Origin of the sequence: Actinomyces naeslundii, from assembly GCF_001956585.1 — a bacterium.
GTDB classification, from domain to species: Bacteria; Actinomycetota; Actinomycetes; order Actinomycetales; family Actinomycetaceae; genus Actinomyces; species Actinomyces naeslundii.
The window spans coordinates 1-16,620 of record NZ_MSRR01000025.1 but is presented as its reverse complement, the minus strand read 5'-3'; the positions used below and the strand labels follow the sequence as shown (position 1 = coordinate 16,620).

Annotated in this window: 13 protein-coding genes and 1 pseudogene; 7 read left to right on the top strand and 7 right to left on the bottom strand. The window is 62.5% G+C overall.

The features are described from left to right. Positions 1–62 precede the first annotated feature (62 nt). Positions 63–1,643 (top strand): annotated as a pseudogene (locus BKH33_RS11045) (IS1634 family transposase). A 348-nt stretch (positions 1,644–1,991) separates the two neighbouring features. On the opposite strand, the gene BKH33_RS11040 reads toward BKH33_RS11045, so the two are convergent. Together BKH33_RS11040 and BKH33_RS13445 are read right to left on the bottom strand one after the other, a co-directional pair. Then, the gene (locus BKH33_RS11040; RefSeq protein ID WP_003785674.1) at positions 1,992–2,681 is read right to left on the bottom strand and encodes a response regulator; all 690 of its coding nucleotides are present in this window, start codon (positions 2,679–2,681) and stop codon (positions 1,992–1,994) included. Next, a complete protein-coding gene (locus BKH33_RS13445) occupies positions 2,678–3,967 on the bottom strand; it encodes a sensor histidine kinase (RefSeq protein WP_143228613.1) in 1,290 nt (429 codons plus the stop codon). The genes BKH33_RS11040 and BKH33_RS13445 overlap by 4 nt, the downstream gene beginning before the upstream one ends. Before the next feature lie 207 nt (positions 3,968–4,174). Between BKH33_RS13445 and BKH33_RS11030 the strand changes: the two genes are divergently transcribed. Further along, positions 4,175–6,028 (top strand): alpha/beta hydrolase, encoded by a 1,854-nt coding sequence (locus BKH33_RS11030; protein WP_003785675.1) that lies wholly within the window; start codon positions 4,175–4,177, stop codon positions 6,026–6,028. A gap of 59 nt (positions 6,029–6,087) precedes the next feature. On the opposite strand, the gene BKH33_RS11025 is transcribed toward BKH33_RS11030, so the two are convergent. The 4 genes from BKH33_RS11025 to BKH33_RS11010 all read right to left on the bottom strand — a co-directional run bounded on the left by BKH33_RS11025 (position 6,088) and on the right by BKH33_RS11010 (position 9,466). Further along, on the bottom strand, positions 6,088–6,834 hold the full coding sequence (locus BKH33_RS11025; protein ID WP_003785677.1) for an ABC transporter permease: 747 nt from the start codon (positions 6,832–6,834) through the stop codon (positions 6,088–6,090). Between the two features lies 1 nt (position 6,835). Further along, positions 6,836–7,603 (bottom strand): ABC-2 family transporter permease, encoded by a 768-nt coding sequence (locus BKH33_RS11020; RefSeq protein ID WP_076142744.1) that lies wholly within the window; start codon positions 7,601–7,603, stop codon positions 6,836–6,838. Continuing rightward, complete coding sequence (locus BKH33_RS11015; protein WP_256693544.1) at positions 7,600–8,388, bottom strand: ABC transporter ATP-binding protein; 789 nt, start codon at positions 8,386–8,388, stop codon at positions 7,600–7,602. Before BKH33_RS11015 ends, BKH33_RS11020 begins: the two co-directional genes overlap by 4 nt. A gap of 328 nt (positions 8,389–8,716) precedes the next feature. Further along, on the bottom strand, positions 8,717–9,466 hold the full coding sequence (locus BKH33_RS11010) for a transposase (protein ID WP_232621415.1): 750 nt from the start codon (positions 9,464–9,466) through the stop codon (positions 8,717–8,719). Positions 9,467–9,591: 125 nt separating this feature from the next. Here BKH33_RS11010 and BKH33_RS11005 point away from each other — a divergent pair, with 125 nt between their 5' ends. From BKH33_RS11005 to BKH33_RS10995, 3 genes are read left to right on the top strand one after another with little or no spacing between them, the layout of a single operon-like run. Further along, a complete protein-coding gene (locus BKH33_RS11005; RefSeq protein ID WP_232621416.1) occupies positions 9,592–10,359 on the top strand; it encodes an ABC transporter ATP-binding protein in 768 nt (255 codons plus the stop codon). Positions 10,360–10,388: 29 nt separating this feature from the next. Beyond that, a complete protein-coding gene (locus tag BKH33_RS11000; RefSeq protein WP_198482854.1) occupies positions 10,389–11,144 on the top strand; it encodes a hypothetical protein in 756 nt (251 codons plus the stop codon). Continuing rightward, complete coding sequence (locus BKH33_RS10995; RefSeq protein ID WP_003779707.1) at positions 11,141–11,893, top strand: hypothetical protein; 753 nt, start codon at positions 11,141–11,143, stop codon at positions 11,891–11,893. Before BKH33_RS11000 ends, BKH33_RS10995 begins: the two co-directional genes overlap by 4 nt. Positions 11,894–12,377: 484 nt before the next feature. On the opposite strand, the gene BKH33_RS10990 is transcribed toward BKH33_RS10995, so the two are convergent. Beyond that, the gene (locus BKH33_RS10990) at positions 12,378–15,359 is read right to left on the bottom strand and encodes a lysylphosphatidylglycerol synthase transmembrane domain-containing protein (protein WP_076142742.1); all 2,982 of its coding nucleotides are present in this window, start codon (positions 15,357–15,359) and stop codon (positions 12,378–12,380) included. Between the two features lie 159 nt (positions 15,360–15,518). On the opposite strand from BKH33_RS10990, the gene BKH33_RS10985 reads away from it, so the two are divergent. Next, the gene (locus tag BKH33_RS10985; RefSeq protein WP_003785857.1) at positions 15,519–16,172 is read left to right on the top strand and encodes a hypothetical protein; all 654 of its coding nucleotides are present in this window, start codon (positions 15,519–15,521) and stop codon (positions 16,170–16,172) included. 1 nt (position 16,173) lies between these two features. Continuing rightward, entirely contained in the window at positions 16,174–16,569 is a 396-nt protein-coding gene (locus BKH33_RS10980; RefSeq protein ID WP_050998556.1) for a winged helix-turn-helix domain-containing protein, read from the top strand. Positions 16,570–16,620: the final 51 nt, after the last annotated feature.

The following is a 16,620-nucleotide window of genomic DNA, read 5'->3' as shown; positions in this document are numbered from 1 at the left end:
TCCTTCATGAGTCTCGTCGGGGTCTGGTGGTGGGGCACTAAGAGCCCGTATGGTGGGCTGGTGTGAGCCCGTTTGTGCGCAAGGTCAAGACAGCCTCGGGGGCCACGGCGGTGCAGATCGTGTCCAAGTCCGGTGGTGTGCGTCGGATCGTGGAGCACCTGGGGTCAGCCCACGACGAGACGGAGCTGGAGGTCCTGCTGGAGGCCGGTCGGCAGAAGATCGCCGCCTGGCAGGGCCAGGGGCTGCTGGACCTGGAGGCCCTGGAGCCGGCACCGGGACGCACCGGCCTGGCTACTACCTCGGTGGAGTCCAAGCACTCCAGGTTGTTGTGGGAGGTCCTGCACGGCGCCTACAGGCGTCTGGGGCTGGGTGAGGCGGTCGGGGGTGATCGGGCCTTTGAGCAGATGGTTCTGGCGCGTCTGATCGAGCCGACCTCTAAGGCCCAGGTCCCCCGCGTCCTGGGTGACCTGGGCCTGGAGCCGGTCAGCACCAGGACCTTGTTCCGCTCCCTGGCCCGTGCTCAGGAGCGAGGCTACCGCGAGAGCCTGTCTGGGGCTCTGTTCGAGCACGTCACCGCCACCAGGGGCCTGGCCCTGTGCCTGTATGACGTGACCACCCTCTACTTCGAGGCCGAGCGTGAGGACGACCTGCGCAAGGTCGGTTACTCCAAGGAGAGGAGGGTCGACCCCCAGATCATCGTGGGCCTGCTGGTCGACCGTCATGGTTTTCCTCTCCAGGTCGGCTGCTGGGAGGGCAACAAGGCTGAGACCACCACGATCATCCCGGTGGTGGAGGCCTTCCAGGCCGCCCACGGTATTGAGGAGCTTGTGGTGGTCGCTGATGCCGGCATGCTCTCGGCGGCCAACCTCAAGGCCCTGGACGACGCCCGGCTGCGGTTCATCGTTGGGGCCCGACAGGTCCGTGCCCCCGGGGATCTGGAGGCCCACTTCCACTGGGAAGGCGACACCCCCGCCGACGGTCAGGTCATCGACACCATCACCCCCAGAAGGGGCTCCAGGAGCCAGCGCGACGTCAGCAGGCGTCATGAGCCGGTGTGGGACCCGCACACCCATCCAGGCTCGTGGAGAGCGGTATGGGCGTACTCCAAGAAGCGCGCGGCCCGGGACAACCAGACCCTGACCGCTCAGGCCAACCGGGCCCGGGGCGTCATCGCCGGTGAGAGGCGTCCCAAGGGCACGCGTTTTGTCACCGTCCACGTCGGTGACGCGACCCTGGATGAGGCCTCCATCGCCAGGGCCCGGTCCCTGGTAGGTCTCAAGGGCTACGTCACCAACATTTCCTCGCATCTGATGGACGCTGGTGGGGTCGTCTCCTCGTATCACGAGCTGTGGCACGCCCGGTCCGTCTTTTCGGATGAGCAGGCACGACCTGAGAGCCCGTCCCGTCTTCCACCACCAGCGTGAGGCCACCTGGGCTCACCGACCGTGGTGATGGCCTCCCTGGCCGTCGCCCGCTACATCCAGGAGGCCACCGGGATCAGCATCAAGCGCGTCATCCGCGCCCTCAAACCCCTCCAGGACGTCACCATCAACCTCAACGGCCACCACCTCACCGCCGCCGACCCCCTGACCCCCCAAGCCGAAGACATCCTCACCGCCCTCAACATCCCAACAGAGCACTAAAACTGTGCAACTCAAGTCTGATGCCCGCCCCCACGAGGGCGGCCTCAAGAAAAGCGCTACTCCAAGGAGTGACGGGATGCCTCAGGTCATTGCTGGGCTACTGGTCGACCGCAATGGCAATGGCCTCCCGCTTCAGCTCCGGGGCAGGTAGGCGACCGTGCCGAGTCTGCCGCAATCCCCCGTCGTCGTCGAGTCTTTCTAAAGGCTCATACCATCGGAAGCCTGTGGTCATCGCTGACTCAGAACCGTCCATAATTCGATGTTTTTCATTGGTGATTTCATGACCGCGACTGTTTGCTTATCTTTCCTAATCTTCCGAAAATTAACGCATCGTTTATCGGAGGAAGTTTAGGCGAGTCCGTGACGCACCGCTTTGACCACTGCGCCTACTCGATCGTGTACTCCAAGTTTAGCGATGAGTGTGGAAACGTGAGTTTTCACCGTTGCCTCGCTGACATTGAGTCGTCTGGCGATTTGCTTGTTAGGTAAGGCCTCAATCATGAGTTTTAACACTTCGATTTCGCGTGGTGATAGGTGGCTGAGTTCGGGAGAGCCGGAGGCGTCTGGGACCTTCGTCTCCTCAGTGGGCTTTGGTTTGGCTTCGTCCGCCGTTGATGGAGTTCTCGTGCGTAGCCGATTTCCAGGCCCGGGGGATAGTACTAAATTTCCTCCGACCGCTTGACGAATTGCTCCGGCAATGGACTCGATCGAGTCTTCTTTGGCAATATAGCCGTTCACTCCAGCTGCCAGAGTACGGTCGATCAGTTCTCTGTCGGTAAACGTTGTGAGTATCAGTATCGCGATGTTTGGCAGCTTTTCATGAACGATAGTTGATAAGGTGATCCCATCCATTCGGGGCATTTGAATGTCAAGAAGAATGGCCTGGACGGATGAATTCTCGGGCGAATCGAGAAGTTGGATCACTTCTTCCCCATCGCTGGCCGTCCAGGCTACAGAAATGTCGCTCTGCGCATTGAGAAGCGTGGTGAGGACATGGCGAACAAGGGCGTCATCATCGACAATGCCGACATCAATCATGCGACGTACTCCTTGTCCTTAATCGAGGGGATAGGAATGATTGCGCTGACGAGCCATGTTCCGTCCTCATTTGAGGCCGTGAGTGTGCCACCAAGTGCTGCCAGTCGTTCTTGCATGCCCAATACGCCCATGCCAGAAGAAGGTAGAGGTGCGGTTCGACTCTCGCGCACAGAGTTGGCGGAGAGCAGCTGGATATGCTGCTGGTTCTGAGAGATAAAAAGGCTTGCAGGTTTTTTGGGGTCACCGTGTCGGATGATGTTTGCTGCCATCTCCCTGAGAACGCGAGATAAAATCGATATTTGACCCCGGCTGAGATTCACGTTGTCTGCGATATGACACTCTATCTGAAATCCTGCGTCATGAAGATCTTGTGCTACGAGGCGCATGGACGCCTCGATACTTTGACGTGGCGGCATGGACGCCTCAAGCGCAGGCGGCGAAGAATATTTGGTTCCTTTTCGTAGGGCATAAAGAAGTATTCGCAACTCATGCAGTGCATCAGCCCCGGTTCCGGCAAGTGCAGAGAAGTCATTACGAGCTTCTTGAGGATAAGATGGATTTTCGGCTGCGAGGCGGGCGCGAAGTACGGTTTGCGACATGGAATAGGCAACGAGATCGTGCATCTCTTTAGCGATTTCGTCTCGAACTTCACTTAAACGTTGCTCAGTAGCGCGAAATTTGTTTTTCCAATATTTTTCGGCCTGACAAACTGTGACGCCGATGGTGATTAATATCAAGCCTGAGATAACGTTGAAAAGAAAGGTCCTTATACCCTGCGCTGAGGAACGTATGGCGGCGAGAGCGAGTGCGTACGCCGCCTCGTTGAATAGAAAAATTAGCGCTACCTTATTTCTGGATAGAAAGCGACCGAGAAAAAAATGAAACAGTAAATTGGTTATTATCATGTCGCTGACGGATGCATGTGGTGCGATGAGTAGGGCGAGCCAGCACGCAGAGTATGCAATGCTTGCCGAACGGGGGAAGAAGGGGATGAACGAACATAAAAGAGGTGCCAGCGTGATGAATGGAGTATCTGAGAAGAGTATGTCATCGCGCGTCATTGATAGGGAGATATTGATGAGTGCAAAAATTATGCTGATGACAATGTAGGCTGTCGGTACGGTTTGACGGAAATTTTTGACATAGTTTAAAAGCGTCAAAAGAGTGGACTGGGTAGAACGGAATGCTGCTGTCACGATAGCCTTCCCTTCCTGGCTCATGTCAAAAATAACCGCACGATCGGTTCTTGTTGGTACAGCGTACGACAGGGCTGGAAGGTCAAACAAATTTCGAGTATGGAGTGTTCTCCCCACTGACGTCAGCGGTGTGCGTCACCGCACGATCGCGACTTCACGTCATCTTCCTGCTGCATCATCCGAACGGATGAGCGACCGTTCCTTGGAGCGGCCGGCCCTCGTTCTGTGGTCGTTGCCGCTGGGACCTCGTGGCGGGCGAAGGAACGCTGTGCGGCAGGCATAGGTGGTCTTTGTAGGATGCCGGGCATGACAATGACAGGGAAGTGTTGCTCCGATGATTCGGGGCGTGCCGTTTCAGCACGAGCGTTTGTAGGGCGTGCTGCGGCAGGAGGCGCGCTGCGCCGTCGACGTGCGGGGATCAGTGCCTTGGCGGTCCTCATCGGTGGGTGCCTGAGCGCCTGTGGGACGGGACTCGCCCCCGCAGCGGGCGGCTCGGCCAGCGTCCCGGGACCGATTCCCTCCGGCCTGGAGTCCTTCTACCGCCAGGCCGTCAACTGGTACCCCTGTGCCGCCACCGACGGCATGGAGAAGGTTTCGGAGAAGACCGCCCAGGCGAGTGCCTCCACAACGGCCGCTGCTGCCACGACGTCGGCGGAGGCAACGGCCGCCCCGAGCTCCGGAAGCGCGACCGGGACGGCCGGTGCCTCCGAGGAAACCGACGACGCCACCTTCAGCTGCGCCGTCATCTCCGTCCCCCTCGACTACGCCAACCCCAAGGGCGAGACCATCTCGATCGCCATGAAGAAGCGCGCCGCCACCGACGGCCACTCGCAGGGCACCCTGTTCATCAACCCCGGTGGCCCTGGCGACTCCGGGGTCTCCTTCGCCGAACGGGCGGGCAACGCCTTCACTCCCGATCTGCTGAGTGCCTACGACATCATCGGCTTCGACCCGCGCGGGGTCGGCTCCTCCACGGCCATCACCTGCACCAGCGATGACGACTCGGCCGACAGCACCGCTGAGCCCTCAGCCTCCGGGGAGGCCTCGGCGTCGCCGTCGGCCTCGGGTACACCCTCCGCGGTGGCCTCCGCCGGGACCGCTTCGAGTGGCGACTCCTTCGAGGAGTGGTCAGAGGCGACCCGGCAGTCCTTCCAGGATCTGACCGACCAGTGCGCTGCCGGCACCAAGCCCGCCGCCCTGCTCGACCACGTCGACACCGTCTCCGCGGCCCGGGACCTCGACATCCTGCGGGCGCTGGCCGGTCAGGAGAAGCTGAACTACCTGGGCTTCTCCTACGGCACCTACCTCGCATCCGTCTACGCCGAGAACTTCCCCGGCAACACGGGGCGCATAGTGCTCGACGGCGCCATCGACCCCGCCCTGTCCCTCGCCGAGCAGGGACTGGGGCAGGCCAAGGGCTTCGAGCAGGCGCTGCGTACCTACGTCGACTACTGTCAGGCCTCCACCGGCTGTCCGCTGAGCGGCGGCACCGACGCCGGAGTCCAGCAGGTCCGCAACCTCATCACCTCCGCCAACAGCACGCCCCTGCCGACCAGTGACCCGAACCGCACGGTGACCGGCTCGGACATCGTCACGGCCCTGAGCGAGTACCTCTATACCACCGAGCAGAACTGGCCGCCCCTGACCAGCGCCCTCGACCAGGCCATCAACCACCACGACGGCTCGGCCTTCGCGGTCGCGGAGGAGCAGGACTCCACCTCGAAGGACGACAGCGGTGGTGCCTTCCAGGCCGTCACCTGCCTGGACTACCCGGTGGAGGGAGACACGGCCACCTGGGCCGCACAGTACGAGGAGGCCAAGCGCGTGGCCCCGATCTTCGGGAACACCTCGGTCGGCATGGACCTGGTGTGCAGCGTCTGGGGACACAACGGGACCCGCAAGCCCACACAGATCCACGCCCACGGCGCCGCGCCGATCCTCGTCGTGGGAACCACCGGGGACCCGGCCACCCCGTACGCCTGGTCGAAGTCCCTCGCCGAGCAGCTTGACTCCGGCCAGCTGCTGACCTGGGAGGGCAACGGACACACCGCCTACGGCGGCGACGCCCCCTGCGTCAACGATGCCATCGACGCCTACCTGCTCTCCGGCACCATGCCCAAGGAGGGCCTGACCTGCCACGGCAGCGAGTAGCCGCCGAAGTGAGTGGGCGGGCCGGGGGCACTCGGCCCGCCCGCGCGGAGGCAGCGCCCTCAGGTCCGGGAGTCGACGCGGTTGAGCACCGCAGAGGTGACCAGCACGACGACTGCGCTCAGAACCGCGCCAGTGGCGACCGTGACGGCAGCGCTCGTCCAGGTGAGGTCCTGGGCGGCGAAGACAAGGGCAGCACCATCTCTGGTGGCGCCGATCTGCGTCGTGCGGGTGACCAGGGCGTGCGGTAGGAGCCAGGCCGCCGGAATGTGCACCAGCAGCGCCGTCGTCCCCACTCCCGTCAGTGCCAGGCCGATCGCCACCGGCACGGCGAAGGACCGGGTGAAGGCCGACAGGCCCGACTGGAGGGCGCACACGGGTGCGCAGGCGACGGCGATCAGCAGTCCCGCGACCAGGTACCGCGACGGCAGAATGCCCGGCAGCCCGAGGACGAGTGCCCCGACAGTGGTCGCGGCCAGCATCAGGACGAACTGCATGACTGCCGCGAGCAGCCAGGCAGCAGCGGCCTTGGCCGCCACCGTCCTCCACGTGGGGACGGGGCCGCTCATGAGTGCCAGCCCGTTGGACCCCTGGTGCTCAACCCTCCAGACGAGGGATGCCAGGACGCCGAGGGATACGGGCAGCAGCACCATCCCGTAGAAGCCGATGGACCGCACCCATAGGAGCTGCCAGTCCGTAGGACGCACGAGCACGCACGCGCAAAGGACCGAGACCGTCGGCAGCACGAGTACCACGCCCCAGCTCGCCGAGCGGCGCAGCTTGAGGAACTCGATGATGACGGAGGACATCTCACACCTCCTGATGATCGAAACGGGTAGTGACCAGTGCAAACAGCGTGCTCCCGACGCCGGTCAGAACCGTGAGGCCGACCAGGTGCGTATCGAGGTCCACCAGGTCCGTCCCGGCGAAGTCCGCAGGGACGATGAGCCCGTAGGCGGTCCACGGGCTCAGGTACCGCGCCCACAGCGGCATGACCGGGGCGAAGACGCTGAGGAGAATGCCGATCAGCCCCAGCGCCAGCGGCCCGAGCTGGTTCTCCACCCGCGCCGAGGCGAGCAGCTGCGCGCCCAGCACGGCGAGGCTGATGGCCGCCAGACCCGCTACCAGTGCGAGCAGCCGGGGAACCGGCACCGGCGCCGTCAGTCCGACGGCGCGGCCAACGATCACCACGAGCGCTCCCCAGGCCGCCGGGATGGGGGAGATGAGTAGCCCCAAGGCAAGGAGCTTTGCCCGGCACAGCCGGCCCAGGGTGGTGCCCGCGGTCGCCGAGGACATCCAGCCCTGCCCCAAGTGCTCCACCTCCACCTGACGGCTCGCCATGACGGCCAGGAGAAGCGGCGAGGTCAGTCCGACGGCGCCATGGAGACTCGCCATGAGAAGCCGCCACCCGTCGCCGTCGGCGTCGAACCGGTGGTCGACCAGCCCCGAGCTCAAGGCCGACAGAACAGTGAGCGCGCAGACCCCCAGCAGGAGGATCGCGGCGATGAGCCCGATCCTCAGGTGGCGCATCTTGGCGTACTCGTTGCGCACGGTGCGCACCGTCATGGCGGCCCTCATAGCCCGCCTCCTTGAGTGAGAGCCATGAAGACGTCTTCCAGGGTCTGCTCCCCCTGGCGGACCTCGTGCACCCCGATGCCCTCGCGGACCAGGAGGGCGACGACGTCGGCCGTGGCTTGCTGGCTCAGGCCCGGGACGCGCAGGAGCCCGTGCTTATAGGTGGACGCCGCACCCCGAGTGGATAGGAGGTGGGCGGCAGCAAGGGGGCGCGAGCAGCCCAGAAGCGTGTCCGGCGCGGAGGCGCTCATGAGCTCGGCGCGCGTTCCCTGGAAGAGGAGCCCGCCTCGCGAGACGATCCCCAGCACGGTGGCGACGCGGTCGATCTCGCCCAGCAGGTGGGAGGAGACGATGACCGTGACGCCGTCGGACGCTAACGACCTCAGGAGCCGGCGAATCTCCTCGATACCGGCGGGGTCGAGGCCGTTCGTCGGCTCATCGAGGATGAGCAGCGAGGGCCTGCGCGCCAACGCCATGGCGATACCCAGGCGCTGCTTCATGCCCAGGGAGTACTCGCGGACCCGCTTGTCCATCTGCCCGCCCAGGCGCACGGTGTCCACCGCGTCCTTGACGTAGTGGTTGGGAAGATCGAGCAGACGCTGGACGATTTTCATGTTCTCGGCGCCGGTGAGGTGCCCGTAACCGGGCGGGGACTCGATGAGCGAGCCGATGTGGGCCAGGTGCCGGCGTCGAGTGCTCCGGTTCATCGGTTGCCCGCCGATGAGCACCCGGCCGGAGCTCGGCTCCACCAGGGACAGCAGCATCTTCATGGTCGTGGTCTTTCCGATCCAGACATGCGAAAAATGCTGGATTCGGTTAAACCGAACTGGAAATGACGGTCAATGCTTGTCGTTTCGAAAAAGGATAAGGTGCGAGTCCATGCTGGCCCAATGATGATATTGTGTCTTGGTCGCGGCTTGGGACCTGTCTGCGCATTCCGCATATTGACAAGTAGCGTCTAAATCTCAATCGATAAACTATACGTCTACATATAGATCCCTTAAAAAAAGTTGAAGTATAGTTGCAGGAATAGTGAACGTTGCTTGTGAGTAGCAATGCCGGCTTGCTAAAACCAGTCGGGTTGTCTATTGTTTTGGGCTACATACAGAAGGTTATTCAGGGGGTGGTGGTGTAGGTGTAGAGCATGAGGGTGGCTGTGATGGTTTGTGGGAATGTGTTCAGGGGGCGTCGGTAGTCCTCCTTGAGGATCTTCCAGGTCTTGATGTGGGCGTTGACCTGCTCGACTATGTACCTGACCCGGTTGATGCTGCGGCTGACCTTCTTGGCGGTGTCGGAGAGCTTTTTGCCGGCCGGCTTCCTTGGTGGGGTGATCATCCCTCGTCCGATGTAGCCCTTGTCGGCGACCCACCCGCTGACGTCGAGGCCCTCGAGCAGGCCGGAGGCGTCCAGGGCGGCGACGTCATGGGTTGAGCCCGGGCAGGGATCCGAGACCCACACCAGACGACCGGCGGGGGTGACCAGGACCTGGACGTTGAGCCCGGTGCGCTTGTGCTTGCCCGACCACAGCTTGGGGTGGGCCTTCCAGCTCCAGCAGGGTATCAGGGTGCCGTCCAGGACGTAGTCGCAGCCCGGGGCGACCTCCTCGGCGGTGATGAGGTAGCCGTCCAGGGCGCGGGTGACCAGCTCAGTCAGGGTCTTGACGGCCCGGGAGACGGTGGGCTGGGACACGCCGAGCAGCTCACCGATGACAGCCTGGGGAAGGTTGTGGCGCAGGTAGATCAGCGTCGCCTGCAGCGACCCGGCCACCCCGAGGATCGCCGGGATGGTGTGGAGCGGTTTGCTCTGGCTGATCCACTGGGTCAGCTCGGCGAACTGATGGGCACTCAGCCCGGTGGTACACTTCACGGCGATGGCTCGTTTCCATAGGGGCTTTGTCTGGCGACAAGAATTCTCCCACAGGAACGAGCCATCACCCCTGCATAACACACCCACCCAAACCCCAACACCCTCCCCTGAATAACCTTCACAGAATGAACAAGTTCGGCATACATGTCGCCACGTCTGGTTACAGAGTTAGGAGAGTCATGATTGAGATTAGAAACGTTACTAAGCGTTACGGTTCGAACACGGCTGTCAATGACGTGAGTTTTGTTGCCGGTCCTGGACGAGTGACTGGTTTTCTCGGTCCCAACGGGGCCGGCAAGTCCACCACATTGCGTATTTTGCTTGGACTCGATAGAGCTGATTCTGGACAAGCTCTTGTCGGGGGCAGGCCCTATGTAACTTTAAAACAGCCTCTTCGTAGCTTAGGTGCTATGCTCGATGGTGCTTCGTCTGTGGCCGGCCGGCGAGGAGTGGATCATTTGCGCTGGATTGCCCAGTCTAATCGAATTCCTCATCAGAGAATTAAGGAGGTACTTGACGTTGTTGGCTTGACCGACGCAGCAAAAACGCGTGTAGGTAAGTACTCACTTGGAATGAAGCAGAGGCTTGGGCTTGCCGCTGCATTATTGGGCAAGCCGAGTGTCCTAGTTCTTGACGAGCCTGTGAATGGACTTGACCCAGAGGGCATACGATTCATTAGGCGATTTCTTCGGCGTTACGCAAATGAAGGTAACACTGTTCTCCTCTCAAGTCACCTCATGAGTGAAGTCGCTGAAACTGTCGACGATGTAGTTATTATTAACAAAGGCCGAATAGTGTCCACTGGCTCCCTTAACCAGATCACTGAGGGATTTAATTCACTTGAGGATGCATTTTTTGCACTAACCGACGGTGAGAATGCGGGTGAATGGTAATGAGAATGGTGCACATCATTAGATCTGAGATGACGAAAATAGTCACCCTTCCGAGCACGTGGGTTACTACTTTCGCGCTATTTGTTGCATTCCTTTTCTTTCAATATCAAGTTTTTGGTGTATATACGGAACTTGCAGATAGTTTTAAGCAAAAGGCATTGACGGAGGTTTATGTTTTAGGAGAGTTGAAGGAAAGCATGGAAGCAAGCATTTTTAATCCTGGAATTCTGTTAGTGATCCTAGGGTCAGTTATTGCTGGCTCTGAGTTTAAAACAGGGCAGTTTGGAATGAGTGTTGTAGCAGTTCCAAACAGAAGCAGACTCATCGTCGGTAAATTTGTGGCGGCGTTCTTGTATGTGCTTATTTTATCGCTCTCATGGTTCTCCGTCGCATTCTTGTTTATATATTTTGGGGTCCGGGATACTAACATTACACTATTTGGAATGACTGAATTGTCTGGCAGTTTTTTTCGCATTCTGCTCTTTGCGGTCGCATTTACGCTGTTTCCTATAGGTTTGACACTTATTGCCCGGCGCACTTTGTTTGGAGTTGTGTCGTCGATGGTGATGATCATGCTTACTATGATGCAGGTTGTGGCTGTTGTGTCGCCAAAGGTTGATGCACTTTTACCGCTTAGCGCTGCGCGTAACTTACTTCTGCAGGGCACAGATAACCCTGTTCCTCTCACAGGAACTTCTTTGCAAGGAGGGATCGTCCTTCTAGGGTGGATTATCGTCTCGTTTGCTGGGGCAACTATCATCTTGAAGCGAAGGGATGCGCGATGAATTTGAATGAGGAATCGACGGCGATACGCAACAGAGATCTTATCTTTGCTGAGTGCATAAAAATGCTAACCGACCCGGTCGTCCCGTATTTTGCGCTCATTACGCTGGTATTGAATATACTTCTCTCGGCGATAGATGCGTCGGGTATGACATTCTATACCGGGGCGTCAAGCGAGCCGTCCTCATTGTCCTCATTCGGCGTTGTTATGTTTGCTCCAATTTATGCGTTCCTTGTTCTGCCTGTTTATGCTGCTGCTGGTGAGTATCGTGATGGACAGATTCGAGTTTCGCTCGTCGCAGTTCCTGCAAGAGGGCGATTTATTTTGGCAAAGTTTGCTGCGTTGCTTTATATTGTTGTGCCTTTATCGCTGACGGTCACTTTGCCCGGCAGATTTATTATTTATTTTGCTAACAATGGTGGCTTGATGGAATTTATGCAGGATGAAGTTTGCTGGACGATAGCCTACGTGTTCATGTCAGTTATTGCCTTTGGCTTGGCTGGAATCTTCAAAAGCTCTGTTGTGTCTTTAGGGATTCTGGTGTCGCTTCCGATGGTTGTTGCTACTGGTGTCATCCAATGGAATGAAGGTATCCGCTTTCTTCCCGATCAGGCGAGTCTAAGCCTTCTGGGTATGCCGGCATATGATGTTACTGAGATTAGTTCAGCGACAGCTATTTTTACTCTTTCCTTGTGGTCGGCGCTATTTATGCTGATTTATGTCGCTCTCTTTCTTCGGCGAGATGTGTGACTTTATGTGGGGCACTTCGAAGTGTCGGTGATGTTCTGAGGGTGCGATCGTCGCCGTGTTTTGGGGATTTTGTGTGAGTCGATGGAATGAATCCCGCGCCGGCGGTGACACGTTGCTCATGTCAGGTGGTGTGCAGGCGGACAACGCGACTATCCGTCTCATCGCGCCTGTGTTGGGTCTGCAAACTTGATTCATGACATCTTGGCAGGTTATAGGAGGCCAGCGTGAGTTTTCGTTAGTATTCCGGCGTTGGGTGGCCTGGTGATGGGGCACTAAGAGGCCGTATGGTGTGTTGGTGTGAGCCCTGGGTGTACTGCACGAGCCTCGGGTTGCACTGGCCTGGGGCTGTCCGTACTCCACGAGACCCCCGCCCCTCGTGGAGTGCACCCACCTCCCGGCCAGTAGCGCCCGGATCTCGTGCAGTGCGGGCAGATGATCTCAGGATGCCGGTTGGGACTCGAAGCGCCGCACCTCGTCGGCGGCCCTACAGATCCCCGACCTTCTGGAGGCGCTGGAGGCTGAGCCAGCCCACGGGGATCGGGATCCAGAAGGTGACCAGGCGGTAGACGATGGCCGTCGACAGCGCCACCCCGTAGGGGACGCCGGCAGCGACGAGCCCCGCGGTCAGGGCGAGCTCGACCGGTCCGATACCACCGGGGGAGGGCACGATCGAGCCCACGGTGTTGGAGGCCAGGTAGGTGATGGCCAGGACCGCGAAGGGCACCGTGTAGCCGAAGGACCACAGGCTCGCGCTGAAGGACAGGATGTAGGACAGACTCAGCATGAGTGCGCCGCCGACCCCCAGGGCCAGGCGCATCGGGTTGGACATGACCCATACGAGCCGCGGCCACACCTGGCGATACGTGGGTTCGATCTTGGCCCACGCCCAGGTGCGCGCCTGAGGGATGACCAGGATGACCGCCGCCACCACGACGATGGCGCCGGCCGCGACCAGGACCCAGCCCGACGGCAGTGTCAGTCCCGTCGACTGGCCGGTCATGGCCGCCAGCACCACGAGCAGCACCACCGTGACGATGAACTGGACCACCTGGACCAGGGCCACCGTGGCCACGCCGACCGCCGTCGGCACGCCCTTGCGGTTGAGGAAGCGCAGGTTGATGGCCGCCCCGCCCACGCCGGCCGGCGCCACCAGTGACACGACGGCGCTGGCCAGGTGCACCTCGGTGGAGCGCCACAGTGACAGCCGTTCGGGGCTGAAGGCCACCAGTGTGAGCCCGGCGCCCACGTAGGTCGCCACCGAGAAGGCCAGGGCCGCCAGCATCCACCAGATGTTGGCCTGCGAGACGGCGGCGGAGACCTGCTGGAAGTCCAGCTGTGCCAGCAGCGTCCACACCGCTACCAGGGCCACCACGGCCATGAGGACGGTGCGCGTGGAGAAGCGGTTGAGGCGGGCCGGCTCGGCGTCGGCCGTGGGGGTGAGGGCCACGAGAGCATCGCGCAGGTCCTGAAGGACCTGTCGGCTGGCGCCGCGTCGGCCCATGACCTCGCGGGTCTGACGCGGCAGCACCACCCGCTGGAGCATGGGGGCGATCGAGGCCAGCTGTGCGGTGGTCAGTGATCGGGAGGCGGCGTCGATGGCCCGCTCGGCGCCGACCGTCAGTGCCGTCAGGGCCAGGGCCTGAGCCAGGTCCACGCGGCGGGAGAGCTCGGAGGAGATGGTCTCGCCCGAGGCCCAGTCCAGGAGCCACAGTCGCCCGGACTCGTCGACGACGACGCTCGAGGCGTCGATGCTGCCGTGCGCCAGGCCCGCGGCGTGGGCCTGCTGGAGCTGGCTCCACAGCTGGTCGAGGACGTCGTCGTCGACCTCGGCCCCCAGGTCACGGATGGAGCGGGCGCCGACGACGTGGTCGGTCACCAGCAGTACCGACTCCGCGGCCTCGGCCATGCCCAGCAGACCGGGGGTGCGCACGCGGGCGCGGCGCGCCTCCATCGTCATGAGGGCGGCGTGCTCGGCGGCAGGCCGCAGGGACAGGTCGCGGGTGGGGGACAGGCCCTTGACGCGGATCTGGTCCCAGATGTTGGAGAGGAACCCGGCCACCTGCCGGTCAGCGTCGAGGAGGGTGACGTTGCGGCGCTCGCCGGCCGAGTCCCACACGGCGTACATCCGGTGGACCGAGGCCCGCTCCTGGGACAGGGCGTCGCTGGAGGCCTCGGCCAGGACCGCGGCCAGGTCGACGTCGGTTGCCGGCCTGATCGTGTTGGCGCCGCTTGAGTCCGCTGAGTCCGACGGCGTCGGGTCGAGGGGGGAGGCGGTCGGCGGGCTCGCCAGCGCGGCAGTTGGTTCAGCAGCAGGTTCGGTGGTCGGCGCGGCGGCGCCGGCATCGTCGTCGGCGGGGACCTGGGGAGCCGGCGGCGCGATCGAGGCCGAAGCGGATCCGGCGTCGTCCGTCGAGGCTCCCGCGGCCAGCGGGTTCTCGCGCACCTGCTCGCGGACCTGCTCGGTGTAGCCCAGGGGAGCGTCGGTGGTGACGACCCATGCGCGGGCCCCGGGGGCGCGGTCCATGCGGACCACACGCACGGCGTCGATCCCGGCCCGTCGCAGCGCGCGCACGAGCGTGACCCCGTGGGCCCGGCGGTCCTCCACGCCGAAGACGTAACGGACCAGCAGGCCGACGGAGCGGCCCAGCAGGAGGGAGAGCACCGCGCCCGGCAGCGTCAAGGCGCCGCGCAGGACGGCCATGCCGAGGATCACCCACAGGGCCGCCCAGCCCGAGCGCATCGTCGTCGAGCTGTTGCGGTCGCCGGCGCCCGTCAGCAGCCCGGCCATGGAGGCGAAGACGGTGGAGACGCCCAGCTGGGCGGTCCCCGAGGCGGTGACCGTCAGCCCCATGACCAGGGCCGTTGGCCCCCACATGACCAGGCCGGTCATCGCGGCGACGGCGACCGCGTAGCCGGCGATTCCCGACAGGACCGCCTGGCCGCAGGAGCGCCAGGAGCGGCGCAGGAGGCGGTCGAGCAGGACGGCCAGCGGCACGATGAAGGTGGTCAGGCCCTCAACGGCCTGCAGGGGGAAGACGAGGATGCGACGCAGCACCACCGCCAGGGCGTTCTGGACGTCCTGGGTGACGCCGGTCGTGGTCTGGCGGGCGTAGATCGCCAGGATGAGGACGGCGCCGATGCCCAGAAGGGTCAGGGTGAGGTCGAGCAGGTCCTCGGTACGGCGCAGGCGGTGCGCGGTGGTGTCCACCAGGAGCGTCGTCGAGCAGGGGGAGGCGGGGTCGGAAGCCGGGGCGGGCTCGGACGCCGGCGCGACGCCGATGACCGGGATGCCCACCGGTGAGGTGGAAGCCGATCCGGCCGACGGCGTGGAGGCGGGTGAGGAGGCGGCTGACGAGGCGGAGGCTTCAGTGGCGGCAGTGGGCGGCGCTGCGGGCGGCTCGGTGAGCGCCGGGGCGTCGGTGAGGCCGGCTGACGACGAGGGTGAGCCGGGTGCCGCATCTGTCATAGGGCCGATTCTAGAAGTCAACCCTGTGCAAGCCCTCCTACGACGGGAGGACCCGCGTGTGTGAGTGATCGTTGTTCAAAGTAGTTTGCATAACAAACTCGATGGCCTTATCCTGGAGTTGGTTTGAAATGCAAACCACTTTGAGTAAGGGGGTTCATCATGAGTGCTGCTACTCAGCACCACGAGGTTCCGGCGGGACCTGAAGAGGCTCTCGCTGTCGTTGACGCCCAGCGGAGCACCTATCTCAAGCGCCATGAGATCAAGGCGGCTCCGCTCCTGACTGCCTGGGGGCTGGCCTGGCTGGTCGGTTACGCCGCGCTCGCCCTCTATCGCGAGCCGGACTATGGCCTGCCGAGGGTGCCGTACCTGTTCTTCTGCGGCTGTCTCGCGGCGGCGCTGCTCTTCACCTTCGCCTACATCATCCCTAAGGCTCGCGGCGTTCGCGGTCGAAGCAGCCGCGAGGGAACCTACTGCGGCCTCGCCTGGACTCTCGGGATGTCGCTGGGTGCCGTCATCCTGAGCCGACTGAACGTCCTCCTGGCCGCCGTCAACACGGGTCAGGCCAATGAGGTCGCCAGCGTGGTGTCCAACGCCGTGCCCTGCCTCGTCGTCGGCGTCATCTTCCTCATGAGCGCCGCACTGTGGGATGAGACGGTCATGGGGGTCCTGGGTGGCTGGATCCTTCTGATCACCCTGGTGGTCACGATTGCCGGGATGCCCTGGGCCTGGTGGATCATGTCCGTGGCCGGTGGGGGCGGCATGCTGGTGGCCGCCGTCGTCAGTGTCGCGATGGGAACAAAGAGAGGTGTCTGACGTGGCCGAGAAGTCTCGGAGAGTGAAGTCGGAGGGGTCGGTGGGTTCCGGGACCTGGGCGGCGAAGCCGGTGGAGCCGGCCGGTGCGGGAGCCTCCGCCGCGTCCGGCGTCGACATCGATCCGGTCATTCACGCCCAGGCCCGTCTGCGGATCATGGCGACCCTGGCCGCCGTGCCCGCCGGCGACGAGCTGCACTTCCCGCGTCTGCGTGAGCTGCTGGGTATGACCGCCGGCAATCTGTCAACCCACCTGTCCAAGCTGGAGGCGGCAGGGTATGTCCAGCAGAACAAGACCTACGCTGGACGGAGTCCCGCCACCTTCCTGGCGTTGACTCTTGAGGGGCGGGTGGCATTCGAGCGGTACGTGCGCAACCTGCGCTCGCTGCTCAATGCCTGAGGGCCGAGGTCGCTGACCTCGGCTGAGGGGCGGGGTGCCTCATGTCAAGGT

Excerpts from the sequence above, each read along its gene's own strand:
- BKH33_RS11025 (WP_003785677.1), bottom strand. The coding sequence starts at position 6,834 with ATGTCCTCCGTCATCATCGAGTTCCTCAAGCTGCGCCGCTCGGCGAGC.
- BKH33_RS11030 (WP_003785675.1), top strand. The coding sequence starts at position 4,175 with ATGCCGGGCATGACAATGACAGGGAAGTGTTGCTCCGATGATTCGGGG.
- BKH33_RS11005 (WP_232621416.1), top strand. The coding sequence starts at position 9,592 with ATGAACAAGTTCGGCATACATGTCGCCACGTCTGGTTACAGAGTTAGG.
- BKH33_RS11000 (WP_198482854.1), top strand. The coding sequence starts at position 10,389 with ATGACGAAAATAGTCACCCTTCCGAGCACGTGGGTTACTACTTTCGCG.
- BKH33_RS10990 (WP_076142742.1), bottom strand. The coding sequence starts at position 15,359 with ATGACAGATGCGGCACCCGGCTCACCCTCGTCGTCAGCCGGCCTCACC.
- BKH33_RS11020 (WP_076142744.1), bottom strand. The coding sequence starts at position 7,603 with ATGAGGGCCGCCATGACGGTGCGCACCGTGCGCAACGAGTACGCCAAG.
- BKH33_RS10995 (WP_003779707.1), top strand. The coding sequence starts at position 11,141 with ATGAATTTGAATGAGGAATCGACGGCGATACGCAACAGAGATCTTATC.
- BKH33_RS11040 (WP_003785674.1), bottom strand. The coding sequence starts at position 2,681 with ATGATTGATGTCGGCATTGTCGATGATGACGCCCTTGTTCGCCATGTC.
- BKH33_RS10985 (WP_003785857.1), top strand. The coding sequence starts at position 15,519 with ATGAGTGCTGCTACTCAGCACCACGAGGTTCCGGCGGGACCTGAAGAG.